The sequence below is a fragment of the Nostoc sp. UCD121 genome (assembly GCF_014222285.1).
Lineage (GTDB): Bacteria > Cyanobacteriota > Cyanobacteriia > Cyanobacteriales > Nostocaceae > Nostoc.
Genome location: NZ_JACKZS010000051.1, coordinates 22,495 through 40,019 on the forward strand (window position 1 = coordinate 22,495; position 17,525 = coordinate 40,019).

Here is a 17,525-nt window from a genome sequence, read left to right on the forward strand (position 1 = left end):
TGCCAGAAACTATCCTTATAAATAGAACACCGAAGAAAGAACCGATGCCCAGCAAAACAATTGATGTCCGAGAGTACACCGTTAGAGCGCACAAGCGGGAAATTCACACTCGCGTTTTCAACTTTGTGTGTAAGCAGTGTGAACAACCCACACAACGAGAAACCTTTGGTGTGCGACCGCTCTACTGTGAAACATGCCGTCCACCACAAGCACCCAAGCAATCGAAAGTAGTCCCTATAGGCAAGAGGAAACCTAGAGCGATGAATTACAAGAGTGGCAAGGATATAGCTGGGTGATTTTTTGTTTTGAGGTAAGGGCGATCGCACTTTGTGAATGAAGCAGTAGTTATGTGTGAGGTTACGGCAGTTGCATCAAGTGGCGACCCGTGACGAGGCTGTGGATTGGCTGTTGCAGGGGTTGGGGATTTTGCCAAACCTTATCTGTTATCCTTGCACGCTTTGCTGCTGGCGGCTGTTGAGAGAGTACAACCTTGTTTGGAAGCAGCAGAAGTGACGATACAGCTATACAGTAGTAAACAATGAACTCGTTGTGATAGAGTGATCGCTTATTAGTAAAATTATCCTGTGCTTTGATATTTACAGTGTGGCGGATATAAGTAGGGAATAAGGAGTGTTTGTAAAAAGTCGGCATTATTGGATGTCCTATAGCTTTAAAAACATTTAATTAGCTCTACTAGAGGACGGTTTCGTGGAAAAATGTAAACTTTTATGTCCCATTGAATATTTGGATCACCACCAATAATTAATAGTAATGGTTCAGGACACTGATAAGAATATGAATCTCCAATCTTCTGCATTTCGTTAATGTCTATTTGGCTAGGATTCGGATTGGAAAACGGATGAAAGTGCCATTCACCTACGTAATATTGCTTGTCTTTATTCCATAAGTGATTGAGCCATCGTTGCAGACCATTTGTTCCTCTATGAAACCAGTTATGACCGCTATGAGAATCTGACGGAGCATCTGAGATGGCTGTGATTACAGCACAGTTGTGCGATTCGGTGTAGAAACCTACGAGAATTCCTCCCGTTTCTTGCACACCTGCACGCGCACACACTTTTAATAATTGAGATACTTCTCTCCTATGTATTTTTAATCCAAGTCTTTTGTCTTCCGACCAGAATTCTAAATCATTCATTTCATATTTAGCAGTCAACTTGATGAACCCCTAAGAAAGTACCATTTTCATATAGTTGCTCAAAAACAGCTAAATTTGGTTTTTCTGGGGGCGACGCTGAAGATGATTCAATGTGTTTCACTGCTATTGATGCCATTATCCATACATCATCAATCCGAGCAGGAAAGACAGGATGCCAGCATCCAATACCTTCCCTTGGTAATTGCTGTCCTTCATATTCTTTAAATTCTTTTTGCAACCACGGAGCAAGCATCTCTCTAAAAGCAGCATGAGAAAAACTATCACCGTAAGCTGAAAATAGGAACAAGCGCTTGCCACCTATCCCTAATGAGATAGAAATAAATAGTTTGCAACTCCCCCAAGAAAAATGCTCTAAGTGGTAAGGCACTGCATCACTTCCTGTACAGTCAAGAATTATCTCAGATTGTTGAATGTCAGATTTGTCCGTTTTTTCAAGTAAAAGAAAATCTCGGTTAATACCCACCACCGTTGCGTAAGGAGAAGTGAGATTCAGACGAGCAGCAATGCTAGTAGCTTTTTCTACTTTTAGGTGATGCAAGCTTAGGGTATGTCGTGTTAAATTTCCTATTTCCAATGTATCTGAGTCTAAAATAGTTATCTTTTGTGCATTCCCTCGACTCAACATTTCAGCAACTGCTGAACCAATGGCTCCTGCACCTAATAAAAGTATTTTCTTGGAAGCCAAGGGTTCGGGAAGTTTACCGCGAGTAACAATCTGGCTAATATGCCAGTTCTCTGAGTTAACCCAAACTAAATTTACATCTCCACGTAAAATTTCAATTTTATCTCGTTGCCAATATCCTTCTTCGTTTGTTCTAAAACCTTTGGCAGTTTTTGTACCTTCGGATAAAATAGGTAACTGTAGCGCTTGCCAGTGTATCTGGTGTAAAGACCCATCTATCTCAGCAGGAATAGGAAATCCAATTAAAGCAATATGGTTTTTTCTGTCTCGTATGAATTTTGCAACTATTTTTAACTGTTCATTAATGTTAATTTCCTGTTCTCGACAGACCTCTCGTAATTCTTTCCATGTCAATGGAACCTGCCAAGGCTTAAGGATAGGAATTTTTTTTAAGCGTATCCATATTCCCAAAAGTGACTCGTTTTTCAATTCGTCCATCTTTTTCCCCCAGGTAAGCCTGATTAACTCTTTGCCACGAATTGATTGAAACGATTCTACAAAAAATATATCTGGTTTTTTACGCAGAGGGACTAGGTGAACCAGTCCAACCGGATCAGGAATTTTCTGCCATTCAGTAAAGGACTCAGCACTTTCAGAGAAAGCAGCTGTTAAAAAATTCCCTACAGGAAAATAGGGAAGCTCAAATGGTTCACCCTGAGAAACGAGTTTATTTTCCGACGCGGCCACCAACCATTCAATAGCACGCCTAAAGTGCCATTCTAGTCTCCAGTAAGGATCGTAGGGTTCACTATGGTAGCCTTGACGACCTAAAGCATGAACACTGGTATCTAAGCAAAGTTTGCCCTTACGCCAAGGTACTTTATTATCGCCAAAACTATTAAAATTTTGGTGAGGAAAAGTATGGATAAGTCCATTTTTTTTTGCTGGATAAAACCCAATATCTCCCCAAGGGTACTCTGGACTAACGAGAACATACCAGTCTGTAGATTGCGGAATGAAAGGACTTGGTGGCGAATTAATATTTATACGGCAGTACAATGTCCATTTAGCTAATTGATCGCTCCATGTCCAGTCATATAAAAGTTCAACACATGATATACCCTCAAGAGTTCTACGAGCAGCAAGAAGCTCTGTAGGAGGTATTCTCTTATCACTCATGCGAATCTGCCTCCTCCTAGTTGAGTGACATCCTGCCGAGGTGTGTAGCCACCTCCTGTAGGATTCTTGCCACCATTGCCACTATTAGGAGGGGCATCTGGAAATTTTTTACCAAAGAGTTTCTGCCAATATGCAACGCTTGTAGGAATGTCTGTTGCATTATATGCAAGACGAGCAATCTTTGCAGCTTCGCATACTTGACTGTGAAACTCCGCAAAATCCTCACCAGAAACACGTTTGAACACATTGTGTGATGGTACACCATGATCTGACAGGTTGGGAGTCATTTTATAAGAAGCGTATCCTTGATATTTCTCGGCAATAGTTTCGAGCGTCTTTGTAACCCCCTCAGCCACTGAGCTAATTCCGTCTGGACAGCACTGTCCTATCAAGTGTTCCACAGGATATCCTTTGGGGTACTTGGGAGTTGGATGGTTTATCCTTCGCCACCACTTCATCCCTTTAACAACATTAATGTAATGTTTATTACATCTACGATTTTTATCCCACGTCCACCTAATTTGCTCTAGGGGATGAGTATCTTGCCATTGTTGGGTATCACGATCAGGAATACGAAGGGGGGAAATCTTCCACTCAGCTTCTGTGCGTGCGGTATCCAAACGATACTTCTTTTCGGAGAATGAAATGACAGACCTCGTTTCTACAGAAACCCAAGAAGGTACTAAGCGCCAGTCTTCATCGGCTTCGGCTGTTTCAGGAGTATCGTCAGAAATGATGCTATCAGTGGAGAAGATCCCAATTTCACTTTCGGAGGGCGCTGATGTAATTACTAAATCCAAATCAACGTATGATAGTTCAATCCCAAAAGAACGTCCTTGTGGTTTATATTTGCCTTTGTAATGCTTTTCTAGAAACGGGACAAATAGTTCAAGTGCATTTTTAGGTGTATATTCATCTTCACTTAATTTAGTCACCACAATGATATCAATATCTGCCCGTTTTTCCCCTTGAGGACGAATGGCGGTTGCACGACGGTAACTACCTTGTAAAAATGTTGTGGTAATAATCGAAGATAGTACTGCATCTTCCTTAAGTCGTTGCCGTAATGTCTTGTGACCAGTTTTATAATCATCAACATGGTTGCCTTGAGGACGAATAGCAGCCAGAAAATCATTAAAGTAGCTTGGCAATTCCATACTCATTTATGTTACAAGAAAGCTTAATTTTGGCTATTGATCTTTTTAGACATTCAAGGAGGCGGGAACTTCAAAGATGGCTGATATGCACCAGGTATGTTGCGATCAAAATCATATTCGTAAACGATGCATGAACCAAAGCTACGAGCAAGTTGACCAATGAAAAAAACTAGAGCATTTGGTGCAGCGATAAAAATATGTAGCACTCCTTGACGTTCAAGGGGGGTACGATCATTCTTAAGACGAGACGACAAGTGATCGGCCAGCAGTTTAGCGTGATTTGCATCCACTATGGCTTGTGAGCTAGCCCCTTTTGGAAGTGTATAAGAAAAAATACGATGAACTGGCAGATGTTCTTGTGCAATATATACTTGAACGTCTGAAGTAACTAAGTGAGTTACAGAGAGAGCAAGAGCTACATCTGTGCCTTCTTCCAATATCAATTCTTGAGTAAAAGTCCAAGTAGGATACTGATCTGGATTAGACTGCGGAGATGGTTGCCAAATTTCTTGTCCAGTTCCGGTAGACTGGATGAGTGCGACATTAATCCCAGACTTTGAGTTAAGGCAATATCCAGTAGCAAAAGCAATTGATGCATGGGTGTGAAGATGCAAATGGCAGCGATTACCAGGACGCAAGTTACTGGCGAGAAAACTATCTACTGCCGGGTATATTTGCTGTTGCCAGAGTTCAGGAGACCGAATGCTACGACCATTAAAGTATCGAAGCAGATCGAGCATGGCATTAGTTTCATCTTCTAAGTTTTCAGCCCACCGAAGAAAACTGCGAATACCAACACGGTAAGCATCAGGTTCAGGAATAGAATGCCCCATCCAGAGATTCTCCCTTTTGCAAATTACTTCGATTTCCTCTCGCGTAAATTCGGTTTTTCTTAACTGCACTAGTTTATGTACTAAATCATCATAGGGATTACACAAACGCCCGTCTTCAACCTGAACAAGTCCTGCTCTGTATAATTTATCGTTGAGTAACCCACCGATTTCTTGAAGGGTTCGTCCTTGACGAATCCTCAAAGGACGCAAAATAGTGCAAAGCTCTTCGTCTGTTTCAATTTTTAAGTGTTCACGCCAAGCAGCACGTAGCTTGCCAAAATTGGACTTGGAACCACCTTCAGCCAAGCGATACCAGTCAAGCCTGCCATCAGTTTGGGAGTGTACTTTTGCCAGAAGATCATCAGGATGAATCTGCCAAGGTGAATAAAGTATGAAATGTGCTTCAGTTCCTTTAGGAGCATATTGTGCCTGAGCGTTTTTTAGGCGCTGAAGTATAGACACTGATGTTGCATTAATAAAACTAGGGTTCATCATGCCTTCCCAGGTAAAAGCTCCCGCCGAAGTGACGTGAAATTTCACTTGGTAGTATTCAGCGCTGAGGGGATTTCCCTCGTCATCTTCCATACCTTGGTAATAGACCACAACATCATCAAATGATTTAATATTGTTAGCTTCATAACTAACACGCACAACTTTTGTACGCTCACTAAAAAGACGGCAAATTTGAAACCAGAACCATCGTGCTTGATAATCATCTCCTTGAATACGAGCAGCGATCGCTCCTCTAGCCATAGTTAATTTTCTCTATCTAAATTGGCAATAGCTCTGTGGCGGATATTGTCTATCTCAAAATCTTGGCACTAACAACAAGCGTTGTTTTGCTACATATAGCTTTCTGTATAGTTCGGTATATTGAACCGGGTGCTACGTGTATACTTTATTTTTTAAGGGTAACACAACGTATTCTAAATTAACAAATATTGAATACGTTAATTTTTTATAAATTTATCCAAATTCAATATATTGTGTTTGTAGTGATAATAAAGCAACAAAGAGGAGATTAATTGGGCGAGGGTAACTGCAATGACTGTTATCAATGGATTCACCAGACAAGAGACGATTGCCCTGGCTGGAACTACATCTAACCGCTTACAGTATCTTGAAAGAACAGGGTTAATTGTGCCTCACCGTTACGGTAGCACCAAAAAACCAACAGTGATTTATACCTGGGAACAGGTGTTAGAAATCCGTGCGATCAAAAATCTTAGGCAAGAAATCTCACTGCAAACAGTGAGAAAAATAATCGAGTTCTTAGATGATAAAGGTTTTGATGATCAGTTAAGAGACAAAAAATTAGTTGTTCTTAATGATGAAGTCTATTGGGTAATGCCAGATTGGTCTGATTTTCCTAGAGTCATTAAAGTGGCAGACAAACGCAATCAAGGTATTGGACAATATATTCTGATTACTATCCCCTCTCTCTTTGAAATAGTTAATGAGATTTGGAAGGCAGCAGAAAGGTCTGAGGTAATAAACCTTGAAAGCTTTAAGCAACGCGCAAAAGCTAAACCACGGCTAATCGCCTAGCGGCTCATACCGGATTCAAGTAAATAAAATATATTACATACTATGAATGATCATAAAAATTGGATCACAAGTGTTAGTTTTAGTGCTAACGATCGCTAGTGCTATTTTAGTCAAAAAGCATGAAACCTAGATAACTGGAAAGCTTATGGTTAAAAATTGGTTCTAGCTAGGCCGTTTTGGACTGGATAAAAAGTAGGTATTAGCTCCTCGACCTGATTTTGAGTCTTATATTATACTACTTGGGACGTTTAACTCCACCTTTCCGTTTAACTTTAAATCCATATAAATAAATTTCAGGCATATTAATTCGTCCATCAGAACGACTTTCTACAATTCCAAGTTGAAGTAGATATTGCAAAATTCCTTCAGGGTTAGTTACAGGTGGTTGTTTTTCAGGACTCCATATAGTCGATTTTATAGCATCTAAAAATATTTCTTTTTGCATGGGAGCTATTAGATTTATTAAGCTCGTCTTGAGAGATTCTAACCAAGGATACTCTTCCTGTAATTCCCTAATTCTATCATCTGAAGTATTCATCAAAGCCCCTTGTAAATCAGAGGGTTGCAAGAGTAGCGTATTTTGTTCAACAGGAGAGTGCTGTTGTATTCGACTTTGTGCGGCTAAGGCAAATAACTTGAGAAAAGAACGTGGCGCAATTCGACCACCAGCATCCTGAAGGTGATTGGGAATCCAGCGATAGGTAATTCCTTTTTTAGCATTAGCTCCCATATACTTACCAATCATCGTTTCGATTAGTTCTTCAAACAATTTTTCATTTAATGTTGCAGTCCAACCCAAGCCAGTTTTGTTTTCAATAATCAAGTCTGGGATATTTTGTAAATATTCTGTCATTTCAGTATCAGAGTTCGCAAGTCGTTTGACCAACAGTTGGTAAAGCCATGAATGTTTCCATTCCAATCGAATTTGATGGGCTTGCAGTTTGGAAGCATCAGGAAAACTCAAGAAATCCTCTCGAAAGAGATCAGTACGCAAAAATATTTTGGGTCGTATTCTATCCCAACGTCTCCATCGATCTAGCCACAAAGCTAAAAGTTCACGAATTGGGCTTGCTAAAGCAGTATAGGAAGCAACTAATCGATCTAATTCATCATAAGTGACAAATAACCAATCATCTGCTTCCATAAGTTTTTGATCTAATTTATCTAATACAGAATTTAATTTTTCAAGATTTTGATTGACAATAGGTTGCCAAATTGATATACGAGATAAGTCATCTCTAAGAATGTTAGCTATTTCTGTCTCTATTTGTTCAATAAGAAAATCTTTGAATTTAAAATCTTCTTGCTGTAATAACCCGCCTAAAATTAAACCAATCCAGAAGCTACGCCATTCAATATTTGTAGCCTTATCCATTTGTCTTTCAACACTCTCTGGCGTTGGAAATCGCTTTTCGGCTTTGCGGCTCCTTCCAAAGCCAGCTATCCATGTTGTTTTACTCAAAGTAGGCAAGGATCTAACTCCCAAGCTTTCAACCAAGGATTCTCGTCCTAAAGGAATTGCGAGTAAACGGAATAATTCGGTTTTTCCTACTCCACGTCCTCCTAGTATTAATAATGTATTGGGTTCTAAAACAAGACGATAATCTGCTATAGGTAAAAAGTTTTTTAAGAATTTATCTTCATTATCACTTTCGTGTTCAGCAGTGCCCCAGCCGGGGGCGATATCCACGATTAATTCGAGTAGTTTTTGCTTATTAAATTCACTCATACTTTCAATTTAGCTACGTTTTTAAATTCACGCCCAAAAAGTATACATAACTTTTCTGCAATCTCCTGATAAGGAGAATTAGTCATTATCTTTACGAGGTCTGACAGTCGATTTGATTCTTCTGGAGTTGAGTTGCGAAAAAATAGAGCTATGTCTCCACGTAGACTCTCCTGATAGGAAACCACGATAGGAAAAAATGGTGCTTCTTTATCGTTAGGATTAGGGACATCTTCATCTTCAGAGTAATAGTTTTCTTGAAAATGTATGTAGGCTATGTCCCGAAATTCTTGCAATTCTGTTTCTCGTCCTGACATTCCGATTGATGGAGCCATCGAATGTACAAGAATCAACGGTAAACGCTCATCAACTCCAGGGCTTGCTAAATGTCGAATAACATGAGTTAGTCCAGCCCAACTTTGACGTGATTGAGTACCAAAGATGACTGCTGCATGGGAGAGAGCAGAGATAGCCAAGCCACCAATATCGTGAAAACCAGCCCGCGCATCCATCAAAATAAAATCTAAAGGTCTTACTGCACTTTCCAATTCTCTTAACATATTTTGCATTGTACTTTGCAGTTCACCATCAACAAGGTTCTGAAAGTCCAATCTGGCTAACTTCTCCAAATAATTTTCATCCACGGTTCCAGCCGGAAGTAATTGTATACTTTCACCATCGTCTCCTAGCAAAGTCTGCTCATTAATGCTTGTGAGATGAGTACGCAGTTTCCAATCGTCTTGTTGAATTTTCTTTTCCAATAAATAATCAGTTACACCTAGATTATTGAAGTTACCTGGTGAAAAAATTGTACCCAAGCCTGGAGCTTCTAAATCAAGGTCAACAATAGCAACTCGATGACCATTACGAGCTAAAGTCAATGCAGTGGCAACAAGAGTACTAGTTCGTCCAACACCTCCTTTAAATGAGAAAAAGGATACGATTGCAGGCTTATGCTTTTTCTCAACTAAATCCTCTAACCAAGGTGGTTTACCTACTTTCTTATCTGTCCATGCGTGTTTAGCAATGTGGCGCTCAAGAATATACCAACGAGGCAAAACCGATTCGTCATCCCAAGATGCAAAAATTCTTTCATCCTCAATAGTTTTAATTAAAGCTTTGTAAGCATCCTTTTCGCCTGCCGGCAGCCAAATATCATTCCCATAATACTTTCCAAGTTTTGTAGATAAAAAGTTATTAAGGTTTGTGGTTTCTGATTCTTCAATGGTACTAGTTTCTGATGTTTCAAGATAAATTCTAATCTTTCCATTAACGTCACGAATAATAGTGACGGATTGAAGTTTAGGTATAATTGTATCTACAATGCTTTGTTCCTGAAAGCATTCGCGTACTTTATCAAAGGTTTCACCAAAACTGATTGTCATTCTTTAAATGTCCTGACTGGAAATTGAGCCGTTTAGCACTAATTTGGAGATGATTTCTCGATAAATTTCTTCGGCACGTTGAACGGCAGTTTTTGCATCAGCTTCAGCCCAAAGCCCTGATTTTGAATATCTCCTCTCTGGATGATTTTGAGCTAAAACAGTACCAACTATTCGTGAAGCAGGAAGTTGCCTATCTAGAATAGGATAGAGAACACGCAAGCGTTCCATTGCCCTTCCCTCAAGCTCAGTAAGGTCGTGTCCATATTTTTTTACTGCACCTTGATCGTGCTTAAAGTATTGCTCAACAAGTATTTTAAAGGAGCATTCTACAACATAACCTGCTAGGTAAACGGCGTTATCCCATCGTTGCTCTTTCAAAAGAATTTGGGCATCCTGTAGATGCCTGCCTGCTGAATTAGAAAATGACTCTTGCATTGTTTACCACACATTGTTATACAATAAACAATTTTTTTCAATAGCTAACCTAAAATATATTCTCATTCGTATCAAAAGAAGCTAGAGCTTGTGAGACATTTTGGATTTCCAGAATTGTGCATACATCTACAGCTACCCATTCTGGTTTCTCTAGTGTACCGACGAACCGATTCAACTTATTCCCCTTTTTGAACCAATAATTTCCCAGACACCCCAGCCGTAAAACCCAACCCAATCGCCGCTAGAGTAACGCTGGGCTTGATAAATAACGTCGCAATTCCGATAACTGCGCCCCAAAGACAGCCATAGCAGCAAAGGATAATGAACTGATTTTTGGGTTTAGCCCTTTCGTCTAATATAGATTCATGGACTATGGCATAATCTTCGAGTTCACCAACGATTTCTGATAAAGAAGCGCCGTACTCTTTTTCCAATCTACAAATGGCCAGTCTGTCTGCTTTAACTGGACTTATGGCTAATTTTTGTAATGTTGTGGTTAATTTATCGCTCATTTTTAAACTTCCTGATGCTTCCACATTCTGGAAAATGTTTAGAAAAAAATTAAAACTTACTGGAGAGACAAAAAGACTCTATTTTTCAGCCTTACTTGGAAATGTAAGAATACCGGAACTTGACCGGAACTCGACCGGAACTGTGACGAATATTAGTGGTTAATGTTAAAAACGCTGAAACCATCTTTTTCATTTCCGCACAATCGGTTAGTGTCAATCAATTGTGATAGGGCATTTCTCAAGTAAAGGACACTCTTTTTCTCTTCGCCCCACTTGCGGCTGTTTCTGATAGCAGCAAAAGAAGTTGGAGGGCTAGCAGTAGCTGCAACGATCGCCACAATCTGTTCCAAATCAGCCTCAGAAATACTATTTTCTTCTACTTCCAGAAATTCCAGTTCTTGATAAGGCTTTGAAAAAATGGACTCCAGATGATTAACTGCATCTGATGGAGCAATTTTCTCCCCTCTGGGTATGACTGCCCTTTCATGCTGTTGAACTAATTCCGGGAAGAACTGAAGTAATGTTCTAGCTGGATCTGGTTGCCCATTGCCTGGGTGCAAATGGGTCTTTAGCCATTCGGGAATCATGCCTAGATTGCCACCGCTAACAGGTTCTCCAAAGTTATTAGGGTTGGCTTTGAAATATTCTCCACTAGCAACATTCATTTTGCGTAGACCACCAGCGCTAACCGCTTGGGCTACACAACCAATAAAGTTAACCGATTGTTTAAAGGTGTCTGCCAGGCCAGCCGTAGCTTTACCGACCACGCTTGTCAGGTTAGAGCCATGCAGCACGATAATTAATGTACCACCCGACTTAGCGAAGCGAGAAAGTAAATATTGGATCGCCCAGGTGCGATCGCTCTCCTCTAACAATGACAGCAACCGCATCGCCTCATCAATTACTAGCAATAAGTTTTTATGGGAGTAAGGCTCGCTTCCATCTAAACCTTTAAGAAATTTCAATAAATCACGAGCGACCAGTTTATCAGCTCCATCCGCATCAATATCCGGGTACTTAAGCGCAGAGGTCAAGTTGCAGGCAAATGGGTAAACGTCCACCCCGGCTGTAAAGTATTGGGTGTTCAATCCGGGGTCAAGTGCTGTTGATAATGTTGCCAAGATTGCTGCTAAGGTTCCCTTGCCACCTCGCTGAGTACCAGCGATCGCAATGACTTGAGAACTCATCATATCTTCTACTTGAAAACCACTTTTCGTTAAAGCAGCGATCAGTGCGTTTGCCCTATTAGTCAGAGGCAGATTAATTAAAGTCTCTGGTACAACTTCGCCATTAGCTGATGACTGTAACTCTGTCGGTCTAGAAAGCTCCGCAGCTTGGTTCATCTTCCCAATATCTACCTGTGGCGATTGAAACTGTTTGATATCTACGGTCGGTGGTAACTGGGCTTGAGCCTGTGCGATGGCATTTACCTCTGACCGATTCACCCGGCTGTCAACTGTCACATCCTGTAAATGGAGAGCCATGCTTTCATAAGTGGGTAGCTGACGACCCTTGAGCTTGCTAAACCAGCCAAACATCCAGCGATAAGCATAAAAACGTTTTCCTGGTTCAACTTGCGTTAAATATTGGACAATATTTTCAAACTCAGCTAGAAGAAAGGTGTACTCTTCTGCTGATTGTCGCTCTAAGAATTTAACAGTATTGGCAAGATGATCTGCTTGATAAGTCCTTCTAGCATCATAATCCCCAGCACGAGCTAGAGCGTCTATAAAATTACCACGCACAAAAGGCAAAGGCGCAATTTCTTTGGTGCGGTTGGAGTGTTCGACAACAAACCATAGCCACGCAGCACCACCGACTAAACCACCAACTAGCGCCAAAGGGTTGACCGCATAACAAACCGCTCCGATCCCAGAAGCCAACAAACCAAGTACACGGGTCATATCTGCTTCATTCTCAGATGCCCGTGCCATTTCAAATAATCCATCTTTTCTCTCTTGCAGCCATTGGGCGATATTGCCAGCTTCTAAGTGAGACAAGCTAGGATATGATTCGCGTAAATGTTCAGTTTCTTTAGTTGTGATTTTTGGGATATTGTTACTTTGCATAAATGCCTCCCTTGGTGAAACGTTGCCGCCCTTTTTTACAGTGATTGGTTTCTTGGGCGGTTTCCGTTCTAATCCTTTGTCAGTCGCCAAATAGCGAACCCAATTTCACCCGCCATCATTGTGCCGATGTTAAACAAAATACAGCCCAAAATCATGAAGGGGGCTGTAAATTCAAATGGGTTACGAGCTGCAAAGGTGGTGACAATATCGAACACCCAAACCGCAATCACAACCAGCCCTGCGCTAGAGCGATCGCGTGTACCTGCGGTTTTGTAGTCCTGCCACAGCTGGCCTACCAAGTCAATCTTGCCATTAGGCTTGGTTTCAAGGTCATAAACCATGTGGTCTTGAAGTTCCCGTCGTGCTGAGTCTGGGTTCTTACCGCGTAGGGCGTGGGCTTCAATTACCTGAACGCCTACAGAAATTATGAATGCAAGGTAAAAAAACGGGTTGAACAGTGCAAACGGCACATTTAGCCAATTCCAAGCCGGCTCAAACCAGGGAAAAACAGGGGGGCCTTGAAAGATTAATTGCCAAGTTGAATCAGCGCTAATCATGGAACCGCCGAGAAATAAAATCCCGCCAACTAACGCACGACCTGCACCACCGTTAGCAACAAACTGATTAACGATAGCAGCCGCAGCCCTAATGGGTAAGCCGACAATCATCACTACAGCCTTGGCACAAAAATCGATGATTTCACCAAGCGATCGCTTCTTACCTTTAGGCTTACTATCGCTGTTGCCAGTACTATTAGTTTCTGCACTTGATGAACTATTAGCCATTACTTTTTCCTCACTGGTTTGATATTTTGAACGCTTTTACAAATCCCTTTGGCTTTGTATTTCCACTTCCAAATTCCTTCTTCAATTCGCCCAATACACTTACCCGTTGCGTCAAAGACATCAACAATCTCATCATCAAGATATAGGGTTGTGTCTGGTCTGGGATTGCGTTTACTGCTGTCAAAATAATTCGTGATTCTCAGTTTTCGAGTTGTGGGCATGACTCCTGCCTCGTATAAGGCATCGCTGGTTTTTGCCCGTTCTTCTATGCGCTGACGTTCTAATCCTTCGGTGGCTTTTAATCTTTCGGCTTCTGCATAAGCCCCCAACTTGGGTACTAAGGGGATGATTACAGGCAACATGCAGATGCCAACACCAGCCAAAGCTAAGTACAGTTGTTTCTTATACATGAGACTGCTGTGCTATAGCGCGTTCTTAGTACAAATTTTTCCCATGTTTCACACATATCTTTAATAAGGTGTTTCATGTTTCACGCCCTGAAACACTGATGAAACCGTTGAAACGTTTCATGAAACAGTGCTGTGAAACAGTTGGATGAAACACTACCATTTATAATGCCTTTCGAGCAAGGAATGGACTGTTGTTTCGTGTTTCACGTTTGATGTTTCACGCGGGGGAATGCTGTTTCACGGTGTTTCACGACCCTGAAACACTGATGAAACCGTTGAAACTGTTTCATGAAACAGTGCTGTGAAACAGTTTATGAAACACTCGCGCCTATCACTCTTACTTTGATGCCCGTCCCAGAAATGTCAATCCTGCACCAACAAGTAATCCCAGGGGAATAAACACCCCACTGCCAATTAATCCAGTAGCGACAACGCTACCAACGAGATATGCACTGCCACCTAAAGCGCCAACAACTGAAGTAGCAAACAATCCCGTACTGAGAATATCCATAACTTGATTTTTCCTTTGATGAGTTAATAGTTCTTGAAGTAATCGGATTTCGGCAACAGTAGCAACAGTTTCATTTTGGATTTGTAACAATGCCGCCACTGTTTTATAAGCTTCTAAAATCGGATCTGTGTCCCCATTGAAGAAACTCTCTCCCGCAACAAATTGAGTCGCGCTTTGAGTTGTTCCTTTTTTTGAATCGACTTCCCCAGCCTTGTTGAGGCTTCTTCTGCCAAATTAATCAAACTCTGATCTATCTCGGTAATCTGATTATCAACTTCCAACATTGATTGTTCAGCAAAGGCATCCAATACCGTCCCCTTGGCTCCAATCAAGGATTCCATGAACAATAAAGCTCCGGTGACACCAGTTGATGCACCCAAAATCTTAGATTGCTCATTTTGGACGGCTATAGCACCAGAAATAGTCTCTTTATCAGCCGCAGTCAACTTGTATGAGGCTTGTTGAATTGCCTCATCAGCTTTGGTGATTGTGGCTTCGGGTATATCTGCTATAGATGATTGTTGAGGCTGTAATCTCTCACTATTGGTAATGTCTCGAAATCTAGCTAAAATCTCGTCTGGAACTTGTGAATCGACCGTCCATTTTTGCTCTGGATATTGACGGCGTAATTCATCAACTACCTTCCCTGGTACTTTGTTGAGAGCTTGTGCGAATTCTTTAACAATCATGATTTAGGCTCCTAAAAACTTTTCGGGGTGATTTTTTAATTCAATTGCCACCTTCTTCAAAGAACCTTTGGTTAAAACGTAACTTCTAATTCTTTGAAGCACAGGTAAGTGCCAGTTTGTCAACTTCGCTCGTCCGTTTAGCCCTCCATTATCTTCGTCCCGAAAATCTTCAAATTCTGGCAAGTATAAAGAAGCTAAGTCTAGATACTTTTGGAACTGTCTAATTCCAACTGATGGCTCCAATTTCTTGGCTGCCTCCTCTCGTGTTAACAATTCTTCAACTACACAGCTTCCCTGAATTAGCAATGGTTTCGGCTCCTAGAGTTCCGACTGAGTTCCGGCTGAGTTCCGATTGAGTTCCGACTGAGTGACCGTTGAGTTCCGATTGAATTCCGGTACTGCTAATACTAATAATAAAAAAACCACCTACTGGTGGGGAGGGTTTTTCTAATGGCTTAGTGTTTGGGAAACACTAACTTCTTAATAAGTAATTATGAATCGCTCCAAAATGGTTAAGTATATACGGCTTTGGTTCGACAAATCTGGAGCTACTTTCATCAGCTAACCAGTTTTTTAGTGCCTCGACTGAGTAACCAGACAAACGACTCATTTGGTAAGTCGAGAAATTATGAACTCTTTTAAATTCTTTAGGATGTATTGGCTTAATACCAATATTTTTCATACTACGATCGCTCCTACTATTTGTGAAGCTATTGTGGGAGTATTCCATTCTTAACAAATCCGCAAGTCGTAAGTCGCAAGTGAAGAACTCTCAAACGGTTGGGTTTAAGTCCCAGGCTTCTATCAAGCCGCAAGTATGTGTTTGCGGGGTCTAAATCCCCGTTACAAAACTTGCGATTTGCGAAAAAGTCACTTGCGACTTGAGTTTAACGTACCATACCGCACAAACATTTGCAAACATAACGCAAACTGCCGTACTATCTTTATATTATTTCTCTGTTATGTATGCCGAAATCAGGATTTAAAACAATCACAGTACCGGACTGGATTGTTGATGAAATTAAGAGACAGCCTGACTATAAAGGGAATCAAGCTGCCACTTTGGGGGCGCTCGTTAGGGATGGTGTTGCGGCTCGTGGTGGGGAATTGGAAAACCCAGCAATATTCCTTGCACGCATACTGAATCACTTACCTAATTGGGAGCGGCGCGAATCCTGGGAATTAGCACTGAGTATTTTAAGTTGGTTGCAAGAAACAGAGCATGATGCTGATTGATCGGATTGATAAAATTGGTTCATGGGTAATTTTGGTGCTATGCGAACAAAAGTAGAACTAATTTGCGGTCAAGATAACACGATTGTGGAAGCAGATTTAGTGGAGCTATTGCAAAAGCACGTCGATGATTATGCCAACAAGTGGAAAGAACAATTGAACCTGCACGACCAATCAGACAAATTTTGGGACTGGGATTTTAAACTGGAGTTTATCATTAATAGACAAGCAAACCGTGAAGGCTATGCGATTGAATACAAAGATGAAACTCAAGGGTTAATGCTGATTGAAACCCAAATGCACGGTTCTCGTCTACAAGAGGGAAAACGCTTGGTATATATTGATGGCATAGCTACCGCACCTTGGAATCGGTTATATATCCAACGTCCGCCAAAATTAAAAGGTGTTGGAACTGCATTTTTGGCGTTTGCCAGAACTCGCAGTTTAGAGCTAGGTTATGAGGGCAGAGTAGGGTTACATTCACTACCGGGAGTAGAAGAATTTTATGATAACCAAGGCATGATTGATGTCGGAGAGGATGAAGATTACGATGAACTAGTTTATTTTGAGTATGGAGTTTTTCGTTCTCCTGTATGAGGTAGTAAAGCTAAATGAGTCAATTATTTGATGAAGAATCTTTAAGAAAAAGTGTTGAAGCTGAGGATAAAGTTGGTGGCAACATTGGGGCTGGATTAGATTGGGGGTCAGCATTTGGTTCCTTAATGGGCAATCTAGAACTTTTGGGACGTTTCACAACGTTGCGTATTTCTCTAAATAGAGAAGTGCGGTTGTTGCTGAATAATTGGAATTTAGGTACAGCTACGAAAATTGCTGTAAAAACTGCAAGAGAAAGAATACTTGAAAAGTTTAGACTGCCGACACCAGAGGTAAGAGAATACATACTTGCTACTCTGGAAAATGATCAGCTTTATGGTGAAGAATTCATTTCTAATCGAGAAATACTGCGCGAATTGCTTGGGGTGTTGTTAAAACAAGAAGATTGGGAAACCATTGCAGCAGTTGCAGCAGATTCGTTAAAGAAAGAGATTATACATCAAGCTGTTAGTGAAAAAATCTCAGCATAATTTATATTTTCAAAAAAAATGAATGATTTTGTTTGTGAACAACAAAGTTTTGTACAAGATGATATGACAACTTTTGAAGTTTCCATGCAATTGCTCCTATTATTGTCTTAATTGTGTTTGTACTACTCGCTGCTGCCTTTTCTCTACCAAAATCTGACCAATAGAT

General features: G+C 40.9%; 21 protein-coding genes. 5 read left to right on the plus strand and 16 right to left on the minus strand.

Annotated features, from left to right (window positions below):
- Window positions 1-44: 44 nt before the first annotated feature.
- Window positions 45-296 (plus strand): hypothetical protein, encoded by a 252-nt coding sequence (locus GNF10_RS13415; protein ID WP_185586922.1) that lies wholly within the window; start codon window positions 45-47, stop codon window positions 294-296.
- Window positions 297-357: 61 nt separating this feature from the next.
- On the opposite strand, the gene GNF10_RS13420 is transcribed toward GNF10_RS13415, so the two are convergent.
- Genes GNF10_RS13420 through GNF10_RS13440 form a run of 5 tightly spaced genes read right to left on the minus strand, consistent with a single transcriptional unit; the run spans window position 358 to window position 5,724 of the window.
- Window positions 358-651: a hypothetical protein gene (locus tag GNF10_RS13420; RefSeq protein ID WP_185586920.1), complete on the minus strand. Its 294-nt coding sequence runs from the start codon at window positions 649-651 to the stop codon at window positions 358-360.
- 19 nt (window positions 652-670) lie between these two features.
- The gene (locus GNF10_RS13425) at window positions 671-1,159 is read right to left on the minus strand and encodes a Mov34/MPN/PAD-1 family protein (RefSeq protein ID WP_260446304.1); all 489 of its coding nucleotides are present in this window, start codon (window positions 1,157-1,159) and stop codon (window positions 671-673) included.
- A 7-nt stretch (window positions 1,160-1,166) separates the two neighbouring features.
- A complete protein-coding gene (locus GNF10_RS13430; RefSeq protein ID WP_185586916.1) occupies window positions 1,167-2,981 on the minus strand; it encodes a ThiF family adenylyltransferase in 1,815 nt (604 codons plus the stop codon).
- The gene (locus tag GNF10_RS13435; RefSeq protein WP_221644642.1) at window positions 2,978-4,144 is read right to left on the minus strand and encodes a hypothetical protein; all 1,167 of its coding nucleotides are present in this window, start codon (window positions 4,142-4,144) and stop codon (window positions 2,978-2,980) included. The genes GNF10_RS13430 and GNF10_RS13435 overlap by 4 nt, the downstream gene beginning before the upstream one ends.
- Before the next feature lie 47 nt (window positions 4,145-4,191).
- Window positions 4,192-5,724 (minus strand): SAVED domain-containing protein, encoded by a 1,533-nt coding sequence (locus GNF10_RS13440; protein ID WP_094331070.1) that lies wholly within the window; start codon window positions 5,722-5,724, stop codon window positions 4,192-4,194.
- 291 nt (window positions 5,725-6,015) lie between these two features.
- Here GNF10_RS13440 and GNF10_RS13445 point away from each other — a divergent pair, with 291 nt between their 5' ends.
- Complete coding sequence (locus GNF10_RS13445) at window positions 6,016-6,519, plus strand: MerR family transcriptional regulator (protein ID WP_094331071.1); 504 nt, start codon at window positions 6,016-6,018, stop codon at window positions 6,517-6,519.
- Between the two features lie 235 nt (window positions 6,520-6,754).
- Here GNF10_RS13445 and GNF10_RS13450 read toward each other — a convergent pair whose 3' ends face one another.
- From GNF10_RS13450 to GNF10_RS13495, 11 genes are all read right to left on the minus strand, one after another.
- Window positions 6,755-8,248: a hypothetical protein gene (locus GNF10_RS13450; protein ID WP_094331072.1), complete on the minus strand. Its 1,494-nt coding sequence runs from the start codon at window positions 8,246-8,248 to the stop codon at window positions 6,755-6,757.
- Window positions 8,245-9,630: an AAA family ATPase gene (locus tag GNF10_RS13455; protein ID WP_094331073.1), complete on the minus strand. Its 1,386-nt coding sequence runs from the start codon at window positions 9,628-9,630 to the stop codon at window positions 8,245-8,247. The genes GNF10_RS13450 and GNF10_RS13455 overlap by 4 nt, the downstream gene beginning before the upstream one ends.
- A gap of 3 nt (window positions 9,631-9,633) precedes the next feature.
- A complete protein-coding gene (locus GNF10_RS13460; protein ID WP_094331074.1) occupies window positions 9,634-10,065 on the minus strand; it encodes a HEPN domain-containing protein in 432 nt (143 codons plus the stop codon).
- Between the two features lie 49 nt (window positions 10,066-10,114).
- On the minus strand, window positions 10,115-10,240 hold the full coding sequence (locus tag GNF10_RS38545; RefSeq protein WP_260446303.1) for a hypothetical protein: 126 nt from the start codon (window positions 10,238-10,240) through the stop codon (window positions 10,115-10,117).
- Between the two features lies 1 nt (window position 10,241).
- Window positions 10,242-10,577: a hypothetical protein gene (locus GNF10_RS13465; protein WP_094331075.1), complete on the minus strand. Its 336-nt coding sequence runs from the start codon at window positions 10,575-10,577 to the stop codon at window positions 10,242-10,244.
- A 152-nt stretch (window positions 10,578-10,729) separates the two neighbouring features.
- The gene (locus GNF10_RS13470; RefSeq protein WP_185607169.1) at window positions 10,730-12,646 is read right to left on the minus strand and encodes a hypothetical protein; all 1,917 of its coding nucleotides are present in this window, start codon (window positions 12,644-12,646) and stop codon (window positions 10,730-10,732) included.
- A 68-nt stretch (window positions 12,647-12,714) separates the two neighbouring features.
- Complete coding sequence (locus GNF10_RS13475) at window positions 12,715-13,431, minus strand: hypothetical protein (RefSeq protein WP_185582772.1); 717 nt, start codon at window positions 13,429-13,431, stop codon at window positions 12,715-12,717.
- On the minus strand, window positions 13,431-13,841 hold the full coding sequence (locus GNF10_RS13480) for a hypothetical protein (protein ID WP_163934639.1): 411 nt from the start codon (window positions 13,839-13,841) through the stop codon (window positions 13,431-13,433). Before GNF10_RS13480 ends, GNF10_RS13475 begins: the two co-directional genes overlap by 1 nt.
- 337 nt (window positions 13,842-14,178) lie before the next feature.
- Window positions 14,179-14,451: a hypothetical protein gene (locus tag GNF10_RS13485; protein ID WP_094346787.1), complete on the minus strand. Its 273-nt coding sequence runs from the start codon at window positions 14,449-14,451 to the stop codon at window positions 14,179-14,181.
- A 14-nt stretch (window positions 14,452-14,465) separates the two neighbouring features.
- Window positions 14,466-15,041, minus strand: a complete 576-nt coding sequence (locus GNF10_RS13490; protein ID WP_185607166.1) for a hypothetical protein — start codon at window positions 15,039-15,041, stop codon at window positions 14,466-14,468.
- 3 nt (window positions 15,042-15,044) lie between these two features.
- On the minus strand, window positions 15,045-15,347 hold the full coding sequence (locus GNF10_RS13495) for a hypothetical protein (protein ID WP_185607167.1): 303 nt from the start codon (window positions 15,345-15,347) through the stop codon (window positions 15,045-15,047).
- Window positions 15,348-16,007: 660 nt separating this feature from the next.
- Here GNF10_RS13495 and GNF10_RS13500 point away from each other — a divergent pair.
- Genes GNF10_RS13500 through GNF10_RS13510 form a run of 3 tightly spaced genes read left to right on the plus strand, consistent with a single transcriptional unit; the run spans window position 16,008 to window position 17,359 of the window.
- The gene (locus GNF10_RS13500) at window positions 16,008-16,277 is read left to right on the plus strand and encodes a hypothetical protein (RefSeq protein WP_185592553.1); all 270 of its coding nucleotides are present in this window, start codon (window positions 16,008-16,010) and stop codon (window positions 16,275-16,277) included.
- A gap of 39 nt (window positions 16,278-16,316) precedes the next feature.
- Window positions 16,317-16,871, plus strand: a complete 555-nt coding sequence (locus GNF10_RS13505; RefSeq protein WP_185587303.1) for a GNAT family N-acetyltransferase — start codon at window positions 16,317-16,319, stop codon at window positions 16,869-16,871.
- 14 nt (window positions 16,872-16,885) lie between these two features.
- Window positions 16,886-17,359, plus strand: a complete 474-nt coding sequence (locus tag GNF10_RS13510; RefSeq protein ID WP_094331084.1) for a hypothetical protein — start codon at window positions 16,886-16,888, stop codon at window positions 17,357-17,359.
- Window positions 17,360-17,525: the final 166 nt, after the last annotated feature.

Bases quoted from the DNA above. Each gene is read 5' to 3' on its own strand.
- GNF10_RS13415 (WP_185586922.1), top strand. From the start codon at position 45: ATGCCCAGCAAAACAATTGATGTCCGAGAGTACACCGTTAGAGCGCAC.
- GNF10_RS13420 (WP_185586920.1), bottom strand. From the start codon at position 651: ATGCCGACTTTTTACAAACACTCCTTATTCCCTACTTATATCCGCCAC.
- GNF10_RS13425 (WP_260446304.1), bottom strand. From the start codon at position 1,159: ATGAATGATTTAGAATTCTGGTCGGAAGACAAAAGACTTGGATTAAAA.
- GNF10_RS13430 (WP_185586916.1), bottom strand. From the start codon at position 2,981: ATGAGTGATAAGAGAATACCTCCTACAGAGCTTCTTGCTGCTCGTAGA.
- GNF10_RS13435 (WP_221644642.1), bottom strand. From the start codon at position 4,144: ATGAGTATGGAATTGCCAAGCTACTTTAATGATTTTCTGGCTGCTATT.
- GNF10_RS13440 (WP_094331070.1), bottom strand. From the start codon at position 5,724: ATGGCTAGAGGAGCGATCGCTGCTCGTATTCAAGGAGATGATTATCAA.
- GNF10_RS13445 (WP_094331071.1), top strand. From the start codon at position 6,016: ATGACTGTTATCAATGGATTCACCAGACAAGAGACGATTGCCCTGGCT.
- GNF10_RS13450 (WP_094331072.1), bottom strand. From the start codon at position 8,248: ATGAGTGAATTTAATAAGCAAAAACTACTCGAATTAATCGTGGATATC.
- GNF10_RS13455 (WP_094331073.1), bottom strand. From the start codon at position 9,630: ATGACAATCAGTTTTGGTGAAACCTTTGATAAAGTACGCGAATGCTTT.
- GNF10_RS13460 (WP_094331074.1), bottom strand. From the start codon at position 10,065: ATGCAAGAGTCATTTTCTAATTCAGCAGGCAGGCATCTACAGGATGCC.
- GNF10_RS13465 (WP_094331075.1), bottom strand. From the start codon at position 10,577: ATGAGCGATAAATTAACCACAACATTACAAAAATTAGCCATAAGTCCA.
- GNF10_RS13470 (WP_185607169.1), bottom strand. From the start codon at position 12,646: ATGCAAAGTAACAATATCCCAAAAATCACAACTAAAGAAACTGAACAT.
- GNF10_RS13475 (WP_185582772.1), bottom strand. From the start codon at position 13,431: ATGGCTAATAGTTCATCAAGTGCAGAAACTAATAGTACTGGCAACAGC.
- GNF10_RS13480 (WP_163934639.1), bottom strand. From the start codon at position 13,841: ATGTATAAGAAACAACTGTACTTAGCTTTGGCTGGTGTTGGCATCTGC.
- GNF10_RS13490 (WP_185607166.1), bottom strand. From the start codon at position 15,041: ATGATTGTTAAAGAATTCGCACAAGCTCTCAACAAAGTACCAGGGAAG.
- GNF10_RS13500 (WP_185592553.1), top strand. From the start codon at position 16,008: ATGCCGAAATCAGGATTTAAAACAATCACAGTACCGGACTGGATTGTT.
- GNF10_RS13505 (WP_185587303.1), top strand. From the start codon at position 16,317: ATGCGAACAAAAGTAGAACTAATTTGCGGTCAAGATAACACGATTGTG.
- GNF10_RS13510 (WP_094331084.1), top strand. From the start codon at position 16,886: ATGAGTCAATTATTTGATGAAGAATCTTTAAGAAAAAGTGTTGAAGCT.